Source organism: Acinetobacter lwoffii (assembly GCF_022809915.1).
Taxonomy (GTDB): domain Bacteria; phylum Pseudomonadota; class Gammaproteobacteria; order Pseudomonadales; family Moraxellaceae; genus Acinetobacter; species Acinetobacter lwoffii_M.
Map to the genome: position 1 here is coordinate 83,889 of NZ_JALGQY010000010.1, position 18,394 is coordinate 102,282.

An 18,394-nucleotide genomic window follows, 5' to 3' on the forward strand; every position below is an offset into this window, starting at 1 on the left:
GATTATGGCTGAACTCTTGACGTTGGCACGCCCATACGCTAAAGCAGCATTTGCTTACGCTTCTGAGCAAAGTGCAACTGACTCTTGGTCAACAGCACTTGAATTGCTCAGTGCTGCGGTGCAAGACGAAGCATTTTCAGCTTATCTAAATCGCCCTGAGCTTACACCTGCTGAGCAGGTGGCTCTTTTTGCGAAAGTTTTAGGTGAAGACCAAACTGCAGCAGTGTCTAACTTCCTGACATTGCTTGCAGAGAATAACCGTTTGGTTCTTCTTCCTGAGATTGCAGCAGAATATGAGCAGCTTAAATCACAGAATAACAATACTGTGGATGTAGTGATTGAATCTGCATTCCCATTAACTTCTGTACAGGAACAACTTCTTACTCACGCATTAGAGAAAAAATTCGAAGCGGCGGTAAATGTTTCTGTAGAAGTTAACCCAGCGCTGATTGCTGGTGTAGTTATTCGTGCAGGCGACCAAGTGATAGATGATTCTGCGCTTAACAAGCTTGAAAAAATGCGTACTCGTCTTCTTGCTTAATTGCATTTAGAAGACTGAACTTTAAAAAGATTGAGGTATAGCGCAATGCAACAACTGAATCCATCCGAGATCAGTGCGCTCATTAAACAGCGTATCGGCGATCTGGACACCAGCGCAACCGCTAAGAACGAAGGAACCATTGTTATGGTTTCCGACGGTATTGTGCGTATTCACGGCTTAGCTGACGCTATGTACGGTGAAATGATCGAATTCGACGGCGGCCTTTACGGTATGGCACTGAACCTAGAACAGGATTCAGTGGGCGTCGTTGTTTTAGGTAACTACTTAAGCCTTCAAGAAGGTCAAAAAGCGCGTTGCACAGGTCGTGTATTAGAAGTTCCGGTTGGTCCAGAACTTTTAGGCCGTGTAGTAGATGCTTTGGGTAACCCGATTGATGGTAAAGGCCCTATTGATGCAAAATTAACTGATGCTGTTGAAAAAGTAGCACCAGGCGTAATTTGGCGTCAATCAGTGGATCAACCTGTACAAACTGGTTATAAATCAGTAGATACAATGATCCCTGTAGGCCGTGGTCAACGTGAGTTGATCATTGGTGACCGTCAAACTGGTAAAACAGCAATGGCGATCGACGCGATCATCGCTCAGAAAAACTCTGGCATTAAATGTGTATACGTAGCAATCGGTCAAAAACAATCGACTATCGCTAACGTGGTACGCAAGCTAGAAGAAACTGGCGCTATGGCGTATACAACTGTTGTAGCTGCAGCTGCAGCTGATCCAGCAGCAATGCTGTATCTAGCTCCGTATTCTGGCTGTACAATGGGCGAATACTTCCGTGACCGCGGTGAAGATGCGTTAATCATTTATGATGACTTGTCTAAGCAAGCTGTTGCTTACCGTCAAATTTCATTGCTTTTACGCCGTCCACCAGGTCGTGAAGCGTATCCAGGTGACGTGTTCTATCTACACTCGCGTCTACTTGAACGTGCTTCTCGTGTATCTGCTGACTACGTTGAGAAATTCACTAACGGTGAAGTTAAAGGCCAAACTGGTTCATTAACTGCATTGCCGATTATTGAAACTCAAGCGGGTGACGTATCTGCATTCGTACCAACCAACGTAATTTCGATTACTGATGGTCAGATCTTCCTTGAAACATCATTATTCAACGCAGGTATTCGTCCTGCTGTGAACGCGGGTATCTCTGTATCTCGTGTTGGTGGTTCAGCGCAAACTAAGATCATCAAGAAATTGTCTGGTGGTATCCGTACTGCTTTGGCGCAATACCGTGAATTGGCAGCATTTGCTCAGTTCGCTTCTGATCTTGACGAAGCAACTCGTAAGCAACTTGAACATGGTCAACGTGTAACTGAGTTAATGAAGCAAAAACAATATGCTCCATACTCAATTGCTGACCAAGCTGTTTCAATTTATGCATCTAACGAAGGCTACATGGCTGACGTAGACGTTAAGAAAATCGTAGACTTTGATGCTGCGTTAATTTCTTACTTCCGTTCAGAGCATGCTGCGTTAATGCAACAAATCGATGCCTCTGGTGATTACAACAAAGACATCGAAGCTGCAATCAAAGCAGGTATTGAAAGCTTTAAAGCGACTCAAACTTACTAATTTCAACCTCTGTTGAATTTAGTGTCGGTTTGGTTCACGGAATCAACCTTCGGAAGCTCGCAAGGGCTTTCGAATACTAGGTTAAGCGTATGGCAAATTTAAAAGAAATTCGCGCCAAAGTAGCTAGTATCAAGAGCACGCAGAAGATTACTCGAGCGATGCAAATGGTAGCAGCTTCTAAGATGCGTCGTGCGCAAGAGCGCATGGCTCAAGGCCGTCCGTATGCCGAAAATATGCACCGTGTAATTGCTCATTTGGTCCAAGCGAATCCTGAATACAAACACCGTTATATGGTTGAACGCCCGGTTAAGCGCGTTGGCTATATCATTGTGTCTTCAGATCGTGGCCTTGCTGGTGGTTTGAACATTAACCTGTTCAAGAAAGTGGTTAAACACGTTCAACAGCAACAAGAGCAGTCAATTGAAGTTCAATTTGCTTTAATTGGTCAAAAAGCGGTTTCGTTTTTTAAAAACTACGGCGGTAAAGTGCTTGGTGCGACGACGCAAGTCGGCGATGCCCCAAGTCTTGAGCAGTTATCTGGTTCTGTACAGGTGATGTTGGACGCTTATGATAAAGGCGAGTTAGATCGTATTTATCTAGTGTCAAACGGCTTTGTCAATGCCATGACTCAAAATCAAAAGATCGAACAACTTGTTCCTTTGGCTGCTGCTGAAGAAGACAAGAATCTGAACCGTCAATACGGTTGGGATTACATCTACGAGCCTGAAGCTGAAGAGCTTTTAAATGGCTTGTTGGTTCGTTATATCGAGTCTGTGGTGTATCAAGGTGTGATTGAAAACATCGCATGTGAGCAGTCTGCACGTATGGTCGCTATGAAAGCAGCGACAGACAACGCAGGCGAGATCATTAAGAGCCTGCAACTTATTTATAACAAGCTGCGTCAAGCCGCGATTACTCAGGAAATTTCTGAGATCGTTGGTGGTGCCGCTGCCGTTTAACATTATTTTGAATTGAGGAGACAGCAATGAATAGCGGTCGTATCATTCAGATCATCGGCGCGGTTATCGACGTCGAGTTTGAACGCAACAGCGTTCCTAAGATCTATGACGCTCTCCAAGTAGATGGTACTGAAACTACTTTAGAAGTTCAGCAACAGCTTGGTGATGGCGTAGTTCGTACTATTGCAATGGGTTCTACTGAAGGCCTTAAGCGTGGTTTGAACGTAACTAACACTAACGCGCCGATTTCTGTACCAGTAGGTACAGCGACTCTAGGCCGTATCATGGACGTTCTTGGTCGCCCGATCGACGAAGCTGGTCCTGTTGCGACTGAAGCGCGTTTACCAATTCACCGTCAAGCGCCTTCTTATGCAGAACAAGCGGCTTCTACTGACCTTTTAGAAACTGGTATTAAAGTCATTGACTTACTTTGCCCGTTCGCGAAAGGTGGTAAAGTTGGTCTGTTCGGTGGTGCCGGTGTTGGTAAAACTGTAAACATGATGGAGTTGATCAACAACATCGCGAAAGCTCACTCAGGTTTATCTGTGTTTGCTGGTGTTGGTGAGCGTACTCGTGAAGGTAACGACTTCTATCACGAAATGAAAGATTCTAACGTTCTGGACAAAGTAGCAATGGTCTACGGTCAGATGAACGAGCCACCGGGTAACCGTTTACGCGTAGCGTTGACTGGTCTTACTATGGCTGAATATTTCCGTGACGAGAAAGACGAAAACGGTAAAGGCCGTGACGTACTATTGTTCGTAGATAACATCTATCGTTATACACTAGCGGGTACTGAAGTATCAGCACTTCTAGGTCGTATGCCATCTGCAGTAGGTTATCAGCCTACACTTGCAGAAGAGATGGGTGTTCTTCAAGAACGTATTACATCGACTAAGTCTGGTTCTATTACGTCAATCCAAGCGGTATACGTACCTGCCGATGACTTAACAGATCCATCGCCTGCTACAACGTTTGCTCACTTGGACGCAACTGTTGTATTGAGCCGTGACATCGCATCTTCTGGTATTTACCCAGCGATCGATCCACTAGACTCAACTTCACGCCAGTTAGATCCGTTAGTTGTTGGTCAAGAGCATTATGAAATTGCACGTTCTGTCCAGAACGTATTGCAACGTTATAAAGAGCTTAAAGACATCATCGCGATTCTTGGTATGGACGAGCTTGCTGAAGAAGATAAACTGGTTGTTTACCGTGCGCGTAAAATCCAGCGTTTCTTCTCTCAACCGTTCCACGTAGCTGAAGTATTTACTGGTGCTCCTGGTAAATTAGTATCTCTTAAAGAAACGATTCGTGGCTTTAAAGGTCTTCTAGCTGGTGAATACGATCACATCCCAGAACAAGCGTTCTACATGGTTGGTGGTATTGACGAAGTTATTGCTAAAGCCGAGAAACTTTAATTAGCTACTCTAATTTAGGAGATTCTCATGGCGACTATGCAATGTGATGTTGTAAGTGTTCAGGAGTCTTTGTACTCAGGCACTATAACTATGCTAATTGCAAAAGGTGCTGGCGGTGAGTTGGGTATTATGCCTGGCCATGCTCCGTTGGTAACTTTGCTCCAACCTGGCGCGATCCGCGTTATTTTGGAAAACGGTACAGAAGAGTTGATCTATGTATCTGGTGGTGTTCTAGAAGTTCAACCGCATGTTGTTACGGTTCTTGCAGATACTGCAGTCCGTGCAGAAAACTTAGATGAAGCAGCTATTGTTGAAGCGCGTAAACACGCTGAAGCATTGCTTGCGAATCAAAAGAGCGATTTGGACTCTGCTGCTGCTTTGGCTGCTCTTGCAGAAACTGCTGCTCAGCTGGAAACGATCCGCAAAATCAAAAACCGCGCTCAATAAGAGACGGTTTGAGATTGAAAAAGCCACCCGAAAGGGTGGTTTTTTTTGGTTCATAGGTTCTTATCATGTTTGTTTTTATATATGTGTTCATAAAAAAAGATTAAGTCTTTTTCTCTGCCATAATTATTGCCAGAACCAAATGTAGCTACTACGTACAAAAAACCAAACTTTTCTAATTCAGATGCTGAAAAGTTACATTCATTATTCTTAAGGTGGTAATCCTTCTTGGATTTGTTCATTTCAAATGATAAGTAGGCTTTTTATAACCCTTCTAATAAAAACGATGTAAATTGAGGAATAATATGAGCATATCTTAAAAAAGTTTCACGATTTATTTCTTTCGCATCATATAAAAGAGCTAAACGAGCGAGCATTTTAGATTGATGTATTAAATAGGCTTTATCTAAAGCATTGAGTAATTCACCACCTATTTCTAAGTTATTTTGATCCTTGAAGATTTTCAGTAATGTTCCTGATGCTAACTTTTCACCTTCTTTTATAAATTCTAGGATATTTTTCAGTTTTTGCTTTTCGTTATAGTTCCTAAAAACTTGATAAATAGCTAAACCTGATGATGCTATTGGAAAAGCTTTTAAAATTTCTTGAAAAATAGTATCAGTCGTTTCTAAAACTGTATTATCAAAATAGTTTTCTGCTGTTTGAATGATATTAGATTTTATTTGACTCATGATAAATTTTCTTTTTTCAAATATATAGATAATGTACTACACACCTGAAAATTTGAAATTTATATTTTTTAACATCACCTTAAAACAGCTGATTTAGATTATTTGTTTTAGCTTAGAATTTTTGCAAGTATTGATCTTGAGAGTGTTAGTTTTACATTTCCGATTCTTAAATAAATTTCATTTTGTACCACTCGATATAACTTTTACCTGCTCTCAGTAATGTTTTGAACCAATCTGTAAGCAGACACACGCGATAAAAAAATCAGTGATAAGTTAAATAATTCGAATAGATACACGCTTGTTATAACTTGATGCAATTGGGTTTTGAACAGGCAAAACTTATAATTGAAAAAGGGAAAATCATGGCTTATCAATCTATTAATCCATTTACCAATCAAAAATTGAAAGACTACCCATCCCATAACGATCAAGATATTCAAGATGCCCTCGATACTGCAGAACAAATCCTAAAGTCAGACTGGTCACAACAGGTCGATACTCGTATTGAAGTACTGCGAAAATTAGCCAGCAGTATGCGAGAGCAAAAGTCTGAACTGGCTAAGCTCATGACGCTGGATATGGGGAAACTGATCAAGCAGGGTGAAGGTGAAATCGAAACCTGTACCAAAATCGCAGAATACTATGCTGATCATGCCAAAGAATTTTTAGCACCCGTGTCCTATGAAACGGAACTGGGAGAAGCCTGGGTTGAGCATCATCCACTGGGTATTATCATGGCGGTAGAACCGTGGAATTTTCCATTTTATCAACTGATGCGAGTGTTTGCACCGAACTGTGCCATTGGTAATCCGGTTCTGGCAAAACATGCCGGCATTGTGCCGCAATGTGCAGAAGCCTTTGAGCAATTGGTCTTGGATGCAGGCGCACCCAAAGGTGTCTGGACCAATCTGTTTATCAGCAGTGATCAGGTCGCGGAAGTAATTGCAGACAAGCGTGTGCGTGGTGTGGCACTCACAGGTTCAGAAGGTGCGGGCAGTGCAGTCGCTGAACAGGCGGGCAAACATCTTAAAAAATCCACACTGGAACTGGGCGGTAATGATGTATTTATCGTACTCGATGATGCAGATCTGGAACGCACGATCAAGTTAGGCTGTCAGGCGCGTGTCAATAATGCCGGGCAGGTATGTACAGCGGCGAAGCGATTTATCTTGCATGAAAAAATTGCCGAACAATTCAAGGCCGGCATGCTGAAAGCTTTTGAACAGTTAAAACTGGGTGATCCGCTCGATCCTGAAACCACTTTAGGACCGCTGTCTTCAAAAGATGCGCTGGAAAAACTCAGCGAGCAGGTCGAAAAGGCAGTAGCACAAGGCGCGACTGTGGTCACTGGCGGCAAAGCTGTAGAACATCAAGGCAATTTCTATGCACCAACCATTCTGGAAAATATCACGCGTGAAAATGAAGCCTGGTATGAAGAATTTTTTGGCCCAGTGGCACAAATCTATGTGGCGAAGGATGATGATAAAATTGTCGAAATTGCCAATGATTCCAATTATGGTCTGGGTGGTGTGATTCATTCACAGGATATCGAGCGGGCGAAAAAGCTAGCGTCACGGGTAGAAACTGGCATGATCTGGATCAACTGGTTTACTGATACCACGCCTGAGTTACCATTTGGTGGAATTAAAAATTCCGGTTATGGGCATGAACTATCGATTGATGGTTTTAGAGAATTTGTGCAGAAGAAACTAGTTGTCGTCAGAAGCCCGAAAAAATAATATGATCTGATGTCAAAGAAGCCACTATTCAGTGGCTTCTTTGTCTGGTTGGTCTGGATATTCTTCACGTTTGCCGCCTTCATAACTGGCAAAGCGCGGATGTTCTGGTGCAAATGACGGTTCAGCACTTGGCCAAGGCCAGCCACCAAACTGGGTTTCGCGATAACGGCGAAAAGCAGTATCTAGCTCTTGCGCACTATTCAGCACAAAAGGCCCATGCATAGCCACCGGTGCACCGATCGGTTCACCCTCCAGCCATAAAATATGTGATTCCAGCAGCCCACCTTTGAGCTGAATATCTGCATCCGGTTTGAGTTCAAGTAGATGCTTCGGCGCTATCTTCTGTCCTTCAAGTTCCAAGCTTCTACCTTGATAAAAATAACAAAAACGCGTTGCAGTAGCAGTGGTTGCAGGAATGATTAATTCTGCTTCCGGCCCTAAAGTGATTAAATAAATATTGAGCTGATTCTCTGGAAGGGCTGCCCATGAATGTGGTGGGCGGTCCAGTGCCTGAGTCTGTTTAAACTGTCCTGAAATGACCCGGATATCCGCTTTACGTCCGCCCGCATCGGCTGAAAATACATGTGGAATCTGTTCACGCCACAACATTTTATAATCGGCTGGCTGTTTTTTCTGTTCCGGTGAGGAATTCAGCCAGATTTGAAACAGCTCCAGAGGATTGTCCTGATCCTGATGGACTAAAGGAAACATCTCGCAATGCTGTACCCCATTGCCGGTAGTCAGCCATTGCACATCACCCGCGCCATAACGTCCCGAGTTTCCCAGCGAGTCAAAATGATCGACATAACCGCGCTCGACAATGGTAATGGTTTCAAAGCCAGTATGCGGATGCTCCGGAAAACCGGGAATACTCTCGCCATAATACATGTCATATTCATGCTGCTGTGGCGGGGAAACTGGGCCTAATTCGGCATTGCCCTGTGGAAAATGATCTTGATGATGAACGGTAAAAATAAAAGGATCTTTCAGATCAAGCCGGGATGTGACTGAAACCACAGAATACAGCACTGAATTCGACATGATTGAACTCCTGATGATCTGATTAGATGAAAATTCCTGATCTAAATATAATTTTTATAATCGATAACAGTGTATAGCCTGTACCGCAGTTAAGAAAGGCGCTTTTCGATTAAGCGCCTTAAAATGAGATTTTTAGGTATTTTAAGTATTGTCCTGATCAGTATTGCTCTCTGATTCCTGATCTGGATTCTGGATCAGCAAGCCGGCCAGTTTGACCATTTCGGATTGCACATTAACCATCTGGGATTCAATCTTTTTCAAGTTCACTTGGCTGAAATCTACCTGGCCGTTTAAAAGAGGAGAAGCCAGAACCTGCTGATTGGCAGTCATGATGTTGTCACGAATCTGGTCAATTTCTTGGCTTTTCAAGTTCAGGTTGCCCAGCACCTGATTAAAACTGCTGAGTTGCTGTTGAAGCTGGGTCGCGGTGGACTGCAATTGCTGGGTATCTTTGGCTTCGACCGCCGTTTGCAGTTCGCTCTGGGTCTGTTTTAACTGTTCCACATAACTGCCGGCCTTGAGCTGCAAGTCGGCGACATCCCGAACCATATAAAACATATTGCCAGATTTAAGTTCAGTTGGTGTTGCCGAGCCTTGTTGCTGAGAGGCTGGTTCTAAATCTGACGTTGTTGTATCTGCCTGTTCAGTCGGTGTTTCGACAGCCTGTTCACAGCCCATCAGTAAAATTCCCGAGCTAAATAATGCGAAAGGAAGGACAGCATTGGCAAGAATCTTGGACATGGAATCAGGGTCTCGATACAGGTAATAGAATTTGAATAGTATTTAATATAAGGACAAACTATGGAGATAAAAAAGATTGTTGCAAACTCATAACAATTCTTCTGGGTTGCGAACGTTGCTCTATTCAAAAACAAGAAAAAGATTATTAAAAGCTGGTAAAGAATTACTTTGCTCTCACCAAATTGGCTTGTTTGGCCTGCAATCACTTTGAAAATGTTTTTAGGTGAATTTTAATGCAATTAAATAATCGTTTTTAAATAAAAAAAATAAGTATCTACCAAGAAAATAGATACTTATTTCAAGCTTGATGCTTATGAGAATAATCGAGAATTATTTTGCAAGTTCTGCATTCACTGCATCGACAATCCGTTGATCATCTGCAGTAATATCTGGAGCAAAACGTGCCACTACTTCACCATTTTTATTGATCAGGAATTTTTCAAAGTTCCAGAGCACTTCTGGTGGCTGATTTGGGGTTAAACCATAATCGACCAGATCTTTCCACCAAGGGCCTTCACCGATACGTTCCGGTACAGCCTGCGTAAGGTTGGCATATAAAGGATGCTTGTCTTCACCCGCGACAGAGATTTTAGCAAATAGCGGGAAGTCAACTTTATAATTCACTGAGCAGAATTCCTGAATCTCGGCTTCGCTACCCGGTTCCTGTTCCAAAAAGTTATTGGCAGGGAAGCCCAGAATTTCCAGACCTTCCGCTTTTTTGTCCTGATACAGTTTTTGTAAGCCTTCATATTGCGGCGTCAGGCCACATTTAGATGCGACGTTAACCACCAGCAAAACCTTACCTTGGTACTGGTTTAAAGTGGTTTCTGTTCCTTCAATGGTTTTGACTGGAATGTCATATACAGAGCGAGTCATCAGATTTCCTTTTTTATTAAATGAATGAGGGCTATTTGTTTTAACGGGTATTTAAATACAGTACAAGTCGGAATCAGTGAAATGCTTACCTGCCAGCTACAAATAGCATTAATTTTAGTTGAAAAATCAATTATGCTTAGGCACTTGCCAAGAGCGCATAGATTAACAATAGATAGAGACAGGGATGAAGTTATGACGCAGCAGCAAAAAACAATGTGGTGGGCCATGCTGCTTCCATTGACTGCGGTACTGATCTGGTCACTGAATATTGTCGTGACCCGCTATGTGACCGACTTTATCTCGCCGGTGAGCATCAGTTTTTATCGCTGGTTTTTTGCCTTTCTGATTCTAACCCCGTTTATTTTGCCGCGGGTGATTCGTGAGCGTGCCCTGATTGTGCCGCATCTGAAACAGCTGGCAGTGCTGAGTGCCTTTGGTCTGGTGCTGTATCAGGGACTGGCTTATACCGCTGCACATTACACCACCGCCACCAATATGGGCATTATTAATGCCTTTATTCCGATTTTTACCATTTTTGTGTCGATGCTGATTCTGCGCGATATTCCGAATCGCTACGCCATTATTGGCAGTCTGTTGTCCTTTGCCGGGCTGATCTATGTGATGGGGCAGGGCAATCCTTGGGGCCTGCTGCATGCCGGCGGCCAATGGGGCGATCTGCTGATGATTATCGCCGTGTTTTTCTATGCCTTTTATGGGGTTTTTCTGAAAAAATGGCAGCTGCAGATTCCGTTAATGCTGAGCCTGTATGTGCAGATTCTGTTTGCGCTGCTGTATCACCTGCCGTTTGTGGCCTGGTTGGGTCTTGATGCCATCAATATGACCAATGCCGGCAGCGTTATCTACGCCAGTATTTTCCCTTCATTAATTGCCCCTTTGGTGTGGATGATGGCGATTCAGCGTCTGGGACCGACCCGCACCAGTATCTTTATGAACCTGATGCCGGTGTTTACCGCTTTAATTGCCTTTGTCTGGTTAAAAGAGGCCTGGACCATTTATCACAGTATTGGTGGGGCGATTATTCTGTTCGGAATTGTGCTGGCCCAGAAAAAAACTGTGGCGCCAGTGCTCCTGAAAGCCAAATAGTTGCCCAAAAAACGAACAAACAAACTTAATTTTTTGCTTGAATGATCTCGTGAATAAAGGCAAATAGACTTTAGTCGAGAAGAGTAGCTTTTAGCTTCTTTAAAAAGCACTTTAAAAAGAGCAAGATAATTTGAATTTTTTTCAAATAATGATTGATTAATCATAGGTTTAAGCTGTTTTTTAAGAGCTAAAATATATTTGTTTTTTTTAAACTGTTCGCCCATAATACGCTCCATCGCAGATCAGCGACTGTTGCTGAAATGCCCAGAGATTTCGATACCCTCTGGATGTGATAATACACATCCTTTTTTATGCTCAGCCATCCCTATATGGCTGAGCTTTTTTTTGTCTTAAAACTTTAGTCGGGCTTGAGTGTCCCGACCAAATCAGACAGGAATCAGTCACGAATAACTACGCCAGTCACTGCATCAATGATCCGGCTTGGTTGCTGACTTAAACCGAGGTCACCATTCAGATAATTCAGATTCTGGTCAAAATAGCGGATCGCATCCTGCAGTGAGCGGGCAGGTTCCATACCGGCAGGATTGGCACTGGTCGACACGATAAAACCGCCAAAGGCCTGACACAATGCTACACAGAGTGGGTGAGTGGTTACGCGGACGGCTACTTTAGGATGATGACCTTTAATCCAGTCAGGAATGTCTTTATTTGCAGGAAGTAGCCAGGTGGTCGCGCGATCAGCAGGTCTGTCATTGCTCCAGGAGTCAATCACTTTTTCACGCATTTCTTCGCTTAAATCCTGCAGCAGATGTTCTACCTGTGAAAGATGAGCTGCCAGCAGAATCACACCTTTCTCAATCGGGCGTTGCTTCAATTCTAAAATCTGATGAAATGCCTGTTCATTATAGGGGTCGCAACCCAAGCCCCAAACAGCCTCTGTGGGATATGCCAAGACTTGTCCGTCTTTAAGCCATGCTGCTGCTTCGGCAACAGAGGTAGTGATCATGTGGATACCTTATATTAAACAACAAAGCGCTATTGTGAACCTTATTTCAGAATCCGACAACGTAGATACAGGCCGGCTTGCTGGGTGCAAAAACCGAGTAATTCCAGTTCCATCAGTTGACTGGTCAAGGCAGATACTTCTTGCTGCACCTGCGTTCCCAGCTGATCCAGAGTTTGTCCCACCCAGTCCAGCTGGTTATATAGACTAAGCAGATGTGGTGGGATCTGTTGTGATTCTGCTGCAGCGACTTCCAGTTTGGGAGTATTTTCCAAAGCCTGCCATTGCGTCGCCAGTGCCAGTTCTTCGATGACCTGCTGCGGGTGATCAATCAAAATTGCACCTTCACGAATCAGTTGGTGGCAGCCCTGATGATGCTCGCTGTAAATATGTCCCGGAATGGCAAACACAGTTTTACCTTGCTCAGCTGCCAGTTTAGCCGTAATCAGAGAACCACTTTTTAATGCAGCCTCTGCCACAATCACACCTAGACTTAAACCACTGACGATTCGGTTGCACCGTGGGAAATGGTGTTGCAAAGGCAGCGTATCTGGTAGAAACTCACTGATGACTGCACCATCGTGCTCAATGATTTGCTGGCGTAGTGATTGATGTTGTGCTGGATAGGTTTGATCCAGTCCAGTCGCCATCACTGCAATTGTCCCTTGATGCTGTAACGCAGCCCGATGCGCTGCTTCATCAATACCGTATGCCAGACCGCTATTGATATAGAAACCCTGTTCACTCAAATAAAAAGCAAAGTCATAAGCTACTTGCCGGCCGTGTGGACTGGGTTTGCGGCTGCCTACAATGGCAATCTGTGCCTGAAGCAGGGTATCGGATCTACCCTGACCAAAAATGATCGGTGGTTTATCTGCATAAGGATGCAACTGCTGAGGATAATGCGGATCGCTGTGCAGCAAAATAAAATCGCTATCCTGCTGGATCTGCTGCAGACATCGCTGAAATTTTTGCTGCGCTTCTGGGAGGTAAAACTCTTTTAAGCGCTGCACATGATTGGCATGAAGGCCGAGTGCTTGCCAGACGGGTACTTGATCCGGCTGAAGGGCATGCGCCAGTTCGGTATAATGTTGACTGATTTTATAGAAACTCGAAAGAGAATGCTGAACCAGATACCATAACGTAATTGTTTCCAGTTGCGCGCGTGATAACGGGTTCAGCATATTGAGACCTATAGGGTTGTCTTCTTATTATTAAGTTTTTTTATTTAGACAAATATTTATTCATCTAAAAGAGGTGCTTGAATTCCTGCACCAACCTTGATTGGTAATTCGCTCTCTAGCACATAGGCATAGCTTAATTGATCGAAGTTTTTGAATACCATGATTTGGCCAATACGCTCACCTGGCAATTGCACACGTTCTTTAGTTTTAGGATCAGTGACCACTTCACCTTTTTGATTCACACTAAAGACATGACCCGTCTGAACTCCATGTGCCGTACCACGGTCAATGGTGACAACACTATGACGTGCTGCTGTACCAATTGACCCCAATACACGCACAATCTGGCCACCGGCAGCAATATTTTCTGCATTGGTCGGATAGAACAGAGTCGGTAACATTGGATCGTATTCTGGTAAGACACGATCACCGCGACGTACTTCAGCATTGTAACTATCTGTCAGTTCAAGTGTGGTGACATCACCTTCGCCACGAACTGCAATACCGGATGCCACCTGTTGCAGCTCGAGTGCAGCCGTATATTTCTTGCCATTCGCATCGGTAAATACATACGGTTCAGCTTCGCGATACACGGCATAGCGTTGACCAACTTCCAGACCGTTACCACGTACATAGACTTTCTGGCCTTTGCCTGCCAGTACGCGCTGATCGGCAGTTCCAAGAATATATGGCGTACCTTGAACTGAATCAGGTGCCATCAGGGTGTAGCGTTCCAACCACTGCTTGATATGTTCTAGTGGAATTACTGGAATGGTATTGTTTAACGATTCAACCCGAATCTGAGGTTGCAAGGAGGTGCTACCCAGATAACGGCTGATAATGCCTTCACAACCATCACCTTCGTCTTTACCAATAATCGGACGGCCCTGGTAATCACACATCAGTAGGCGGTCACCCGGGAAAATCCAGTGTGGATTTTTGACGTGCTTGTTGCTGGCCCAGATTTCCGGCCAACGTACCGGATTTTTCAGGAAGCGTTTCGAGATATCCCAAAGTGTATCTCCTTTTTTCACCACATACACGTTCGGTGCACTGGCTTTTAATGCCGGTGGATTGACGTTACGTGCAGGTGCTGCCTCGGCGGAATGAATGGTCCCCATACTGACGCCTACACAAATAGCAAGTGCCAGCATCTGATTTTTAAACCCCAAGGCACTAAAAAATGGCATGCCCTTTAAAACCTTTTTCATTATCATAATTCCTAAAATTATGTGCGTAGTTGCGTTATAATAACGATCTTACACACATTTTTTTGATGAAGCATTCCCTTCATTTGGTTTTTTGATCAATGGCATAATTGAGGATGCAGTATGGCCTTATTACCTATTTTAAGTTTCCCGGATCCCCGTCTTCGTACCATTGCCCAACCTGTCGAAGAAGTAACTGATGAAATTCGTCAGCTCGCTGCAGATATGTTTGAAACCATGTATGAAGCACCAGGTATCGGACTTGCCGCGACTCAGGTGGATCGTCATATTCAGCTGATTGTTATGGATCTGTCTGAAGATAAAGATCAACCGATGGTGTTTATTAACCCCAAAATTACACCATTAACTGAAGAAACGCAGCCCTACGAAGAAGGCTGTCTATCAGTTCCTCAAATATACGATAAAGTTGACCGTCCGTCACGTGTAAAAATTGAGGCAATTAATCTGCAAGGTCAAGCATTTGAGCTTGATGCTGACGGACTTCTCGCTGTGTGTATCCAACATGAAATGGATCACTTAAATGGCAAATTATTTGTTGATTATTTATCACCATTAAAACGTCAACGGGCACGTGAAAAAGTGGAAAAACTGGTCCGCCAGCGTAATAAAGACAAGGTCGCAGTCAAGCGCTAAGTCCATTATTTTGGTTCAATTTAATGTCAAATAAAGCCCAATTTCAATTAGGCTTTGTTATACTGGGCATTAGCATATTTTAGGGTTGATCTGTGTTGTTACGAGGTGGGCTGCTACTGGCATGTGCAGCTGTGTTTCTACAGATTGCTGTATTTCTACAGCCGTTGTTACCGAAGCAATATCAGGTTGCGCCGGTCTGTGAAACCATCACGCGTGCACTTTTTGTAGCAACAGACCCGCATGCGCAGCATAGTATAAGCGAACATACCCATTTCAAGGTTCAATCCGACCATGCTGAGCATGACCATCATGATGCCAATCATCAATGCCAGTACTGTACCGTCTATGCCAATCTGATCTTGCCGCCTGATCTGGAGATCCAGCAGGTGCTTGACCGGATTCATGTGCGTTTAATTGCTTATCAAAAAACCTTTAAGCATGTCTGGTTCGTCCTTCAGCAGCTTTTCTTAATTCCTCAGGGACGGGCACCACCACTGCCTGCATAAATCTGCATTTTTTCGCTTGGGTTGTTATTGACTCAAGCCATGCTTTATTTATGTATTCAGTGAGATAGAGAAATGGCTCAGCCTAAATTTTCTTTACAGCCACTTGCGGCTGCGATTTGTGTTGCTTGTTATTCTTCGATAGTGATGGCCAATGACGCCATGCCGGTTCAGACATTTGCCCCGATTGTGGTGACGTCAGCATCAGGTAATGATGCCAATGGGCTGATTGTCCGCGCTGATCCAAAACAGCCGATTCAACCGATTCCTGCCAGTGATGGTGCGGATTATTTGCAAAGTATTGTCGGCTTTAGTTCGGTCAATAGCGGTGCCGGCACCAATGGTGATGTCACTTTCCGTGGCATGTTTGGTTCAAGGATAAAAATCCTGACTGATGGCACCGAAAACCTGGGCGCCTGTCCAAGTCGTATGGATTCGCCGACCTCTTATATTTCTCCGGAAAACTATGACCGTATTTCGGTGATTAAAGGCCCGCAGACGGTTCAATATGCCAATACTGGCTCTGCGGCAACGGTGATTTTCGAACGTACACCGGAACAGTTTGATCAAGATCAAAACTATCGCGGTCAGGCCAGTGTCTTGATGGGCTCTTTCGGACGTCTTGATCATAATGTCGAAGTTGCAGCAGGCGATGATCAGAAATATGTCCGACTCAATACCAATCGTTCGGTATCGAATAGTTATCAAGATGGTGATGGAACCACTGTGCCTTCAGATTGGGAGCGCTGGAATGCGGATGTCGCATTAGGTTGGACACCGGATGAGGATACCTGGGTAGAGCTGACGGGTGGTAAGGCGGATGGTGAAGCGGTTTATGCTGGTCGTGATATGGATGGATCACAGTTTGCCCGTGAAAGTCTGGGTTTACGTGTTGAAAAGAAAAATCTGACTGATGTAATTCAGAAAGTTGAGGCACAGATCAACTATAACTATAACGACCACATCATGGATAATTTTAGCCTGCGTCCAGTGCCGATGAAGCATGATGAGCATACTCATAACATGCAGCCTATACCTTCTGAGATGCAGGTCACGCGCCGTACTTTAAATACCCGTATGGCGATAACGAGTGAATGGGATCAAAACCAATTGATTGCCGGGATGGATTCTCAGCGCAATACGCATGCTGGAGGAATGACATCCACAAGCATGAATATGCCGCTCACTCCAGATATGAAATTCCAGTCATATGGAGCTTTTGCTGAGCTAAGTCATGAACTAAGTGATAACAACAAATTGGTTGCTGGTGTGCGGGTCGATCAAGTGGAGATTGATGCCTTAAAAACTGGACAGAACCGTCAGGAAACCTTGCCAAGCGGCTTCATTCGTTTTGAAAATACCCATCCAGAACATGATGAAGGCAAGACCTATATGGGTCTGGGTTATGTCGAGCGTATGCCGGATTACTGGGAATTGTTTAGTCCTAAAACGGGAAATGATAACGTTAATACTTTTGCCAATATTGATATTGAAAAGACATTACAGTTTGATTTTGGTTATCAACATGAGCATGGTCATTTCAACTCATGGGCATCCGCATACGCAGGTTTGATTAATGATTATGTGTTAACGACATATAAACCTACTGGCATGATGGGAATGCTTGAAGCACATACCCGTAATGTCGATGCCACTATCGCTGGTGCAGAAGCTGGAATTGGTTACCAGTTTACTGACCGCCTGCAGGCCGATATCAGCGCCATGTATGCCTGGGGTGAAAACACCACAGACAATACGCCGTTACCACAAATCTCTCCTTTAGAAGCCCGTGTTAACTTGCGCTATGTTCAAGACAAATATAATTTTGGATTGCTATGGCGTGTAGTAGATGGTCAAAACCGGATCAGTCTTAACGAAGGTAATATTGTGGGTTATGACAATAAGCAGAGCGCAGGCTTTGGCACTTTGTCTTTAAACGGTAGCTACCATGTCATGGATAGCGTGGATATATCAGTCGGAGTCGATAATGTCCTAGACCGGACTTATACCGAGCACTTAAATAAAATGGGTGCTTCCGGGACAGGTTTACCAACAACCGAGCAGTTTAATAATATGGGACGTAATTACTGGGCACGTGTCAGTATGAAATTCTAATTGTTGCTCAGTACTCCAAAAGCCATTGCTCAATAGCGATGGCTTTTTAATTTTTAGGGTTGCAATAAATTTTCCATATTTAAATAGGGCCTATGTATCTTGGAAGAAGACTGGATAAAACAAGTTTTGTGTATATAAACGCCAGGTTGATGAAGAATCAAACAAGAATAGAATGTGAATTGAACGACATAAGTCATGTGATAAAGACTTTTATAATTTAAATTCAAATAAAACAATATCTTATTGATTTAGTGGATAGGTTTTGTTGAAGGTGCTCAATAAAATTCAAAAATAATGAAAATAAATTAACTATATATAACAATTACTTATATTTTTATTGGTTTGAAAAATAAACACACGATCAAAAATCTTTGCGAGAAGTGTTGCAACGTATCTGAAATCCTGTAGAATGCACATCCATCGGCGATGATGTTGATTAAAACTTGTTGAGAAACAAGGATTTAGCTCGAAGGGTTTAAATCTGGAAGTCTTGAAGAAGTTTAAAAATAATCGATTGAACCTGTTGACTCTTTCGAAATAAAGAGTAATATAGCCGACCTAGCTTGCTGGTGACGAATCAGCAAGAAGATCATTAAGAGATTATGAAGAACAACTTGT

General features: G+C 43.5%; 17 protein-coding genes. 10 read left to right on the forward strand and 7 right to left on the reverse strand.

Going from position 1 to position 18,394, the window contains the following annotated elements; all coding sequences use genetic code 11:
• Window positions 1-4 precede the first annotated feature (4 nt).
• The 5 genes from MTX11_RS07220 (at window position 5) to MTX11_RS07240 (ending at window position 4,958) form a co-directional block, all read left to right on the forward strand.
• The gene (locus MTX11_RS07220) at window positions 5-541 is read left to right on the forward strand and encodes a F0F1 ATP synthase subunit delta (RefSeq protein WP_004644860.1); all 537 of its coding nucleotides are present in this window, start codon (window positions 5-7) and stop codon (window positions 539-541) included.
• Window positions 542-586: 45 nt separating this feature from the next.
• Complete coding sequence (gene atpA, locus MTX11_RS07225; protein WP_004644861.1) at window positions 587-2,131, forward strand: F0F1 ATP synthase subunit alpha; 1,545 nt, start codon at window positions 587-589, stop codon at window positions 2,129-2,131.
• An 89-nt stretch (window positions 2,132-2,220) separates the two neighbouring features.
• Complete coding sequence (gene atpG / locus MTX11_RS07230) at window positions 2,221-3,090, forward strand: F0F1 ATP synthase subunit gamma (RefSeq protein ID WP_004644862.1); 870 nt, start codon at window positions 2,221-2,223, stop codon at window positions 3,088-3,090.
• 26 nt (window positions 3,091-3,116) lie between these two features.
• Window positions 3,117-4,511, forward strand: coding sequence for a F0F1 ATP synthase subunit beta (atpD, locus tag MTX11_RS07235; RefSeq protein WP_004644863.1), 1,395 nt, complete (start codon window positions 3,117-3,119; stop codon window positions 4,509-4,511).
• 27 nt (window positions 4,512-4,538) lie between these two features.
• Window positions 4,539-4,958, forward strand: a complete 420-nt coding sequence (locus tag MTX11_RS07240; protein WP_004644865.1) for a F0F1 ATP synthase subunit epsilon — start codon at window positions 4,539-4,541, stop codon at window positions 4,956-4,958.
• Window positions 4,959-5,218: 260 nt separating this feature from the next.
• Here the strand turns inward: MTX11_RS07240 and MTX11_RS07245 are convergent, their stop codons facing one another.
• A complete protein-coding gene (locus MTX11_RS07245) occupies window positions 5,219-5,647 on the reverse strand; it encodes a hypothetical protein (RefSeq protein WP_191112940.1) in 429 nt (142 codons plus the stop codon).
• 362 nt (window positions 5,648-6,009) lie between these two features.
• On the opposite strand from MTX11_RS07245, the gene MTX11_RS07250 reads away from it, so the two are divergent.
• The gene (locus tag MTX11_RS07250; RefSeq protein ID WP_243474747.1) at window positions 6,010-7,386 is read left to right on the forward strand and encodes an NAD-dependent succinate-semialdehyde dehydrogenase; all 1,377 of its coding nucleotides are present in this window, start codon (window positions 6,010-6,012) and stop codon (window positions 7,384-7,386) included.
• Window positions 7,387-7,410: 24 nt separating this feature from the next.
• On the opposite strand, the gene MTX11_RS07255 is transcribed toward MTX11_RS07250, so the two are convergent.
• The 3 genes from MTX11_RS07255 to MTX11_RS07265 all read right to left on the reverse strand — a co-directional run bounded on the left by MTX11_RS07255 (window position 7,411) and on the right by MTX11_RS07265 (window position 10,044).
• Complete coding sequence (locus tag MTX11_RS07255) at window positions 7,411-8,427, reverse strand: pirin family protein (RefSeq protein WP_243474748.1); 1,017 nt, start codon at window positions 8,425-8,427, stop codon at window positions 7,411-7,413.
• Between the two features lie 141 nt (window positions 8,428-8,568).
• Entirely contained in the window at window positions 8,569-9,168 is a 600-nt protein-coding gene (locus MTX11_RS07260) for a hypothetical protein (RefSeq protein WP_121980359.1), read from the reverse strand.
• A gap of 330 nt (window positions 9,169-9,498) precedes the next feature.
• On the reverse strand, window positions 9,499-10,044 hold the full coding sequence (locus MTX11_RS07265) for a glutathione peroxidase (RefSeq protein WP_005249624.1): 546 nt from the start codon (window positions 10,042-10,044) through the stop codon (window positions 9,499-9,501).
• Window positions 10,045-10,236: 192 nt separating this feature from the next.
• Between MTX11_RS07265 and MTX11_RS07270 the strand changes: the two genes are divergently transcribed.
• A complete protein-coding gene (locus tag MTX11_RS07270; protein WP_034705680.1) occupies window positions 10,237-11,148 on the forward strand; it encodes a DMT family transporter in 912 nt (303 codons plus the stop codon).
• A gap of 397 nt (window positions 11,149-11,545) precedes the next feature.
• Here MTX11_RS07270 and tsaC read toward each other — a convergent pair whose 3' ends face one another.
• The 3 genes from tsaC to MTX11_RS07285 are packed head-to-tail and all read right to left on the reverse strand — an operon-like array spanning window position 11,546 to window position 14,507.
• Window positions 11,546-12,115 (reverse strand): L-threonylcarbamoyladenylate synthase type 1 TsaC, encoded by a 570-nt coding sequence (tsaC, locus tag MTX11_RS07275; protein ID WP_243474749.1) that lies wholly within the window; start codon window positions 12,113-12,115, stop codon window positions 11,546-11,548.
• Between the two features lie 41 nt (window positions 12,116-12,156).
• Entirely contained in the window at window positions 12,157-13,296 is a 1,140-nt protein-coding gene (gene dprA / locus MTX11_RS07280; protein ID WP_243474750.1) for a DNA-processing protein DprA, read from the reverse strand.
• 56 nt (window positions 13,297-13,352) lie between these two features.
• Window positions 13,353-14,507: a LysM peptidoglycan-binding domain-containing protein gene (locus MTX11_RS07285; protein ID WP_243474751.1), complete on the reverse strand. Its 1,155-nt coding sequence runs from the start codon at window positions 14,505-14,507 to the stop codon at window positions 13,353-13,355.
• Window positions 14,508-14,627: 120 nt separating this feature from the next.
• On the opposite strand from MTX11_RS07285, the gene def reads away from it, so the two are divergent.
• From def to MTX11_RS07300, 3 genes are all read left to right on the forward strand, one after another.
• Window positions 14,628-15,158, forward strand: a complete 531-nt coding sequence (def, locus tag MTX11_RS07290; protein WP_044112406.1) for a peptide deformylase — start codon at window positions 14,628-14,630, stop codon at window positions 15,156-15,158.
• A 92-nt stretch (window positions 15,159-15,250) separates the two neighbouring features.
• Window positions 15,251-15,664: a DUF2946 family protein gene (locus MTX11_RS07295; protein ID WP_225553502.1), complete on the forward strand. Its 414-nt coding sequence runs from the start codon at window positions 15,251-15,253 to the stop codon at window positions 15,662-15,664.
• A 72-nt stretch (window positions 15,665-15,736) separates the two neighbouring features.
• Window positions 15,737-17,776, forward strand: coding sequence for a TonB-dependent copper receptor (locus MTX11_RS07300; RefSeq protein WP_243474752.1), 2,040 nt, complete (start codon window positions 15,737-15,739; stop codon window positions 17,774-17,776).
• Window positions 17,777-18,394 lie beyond the last annotated feature (618 nt).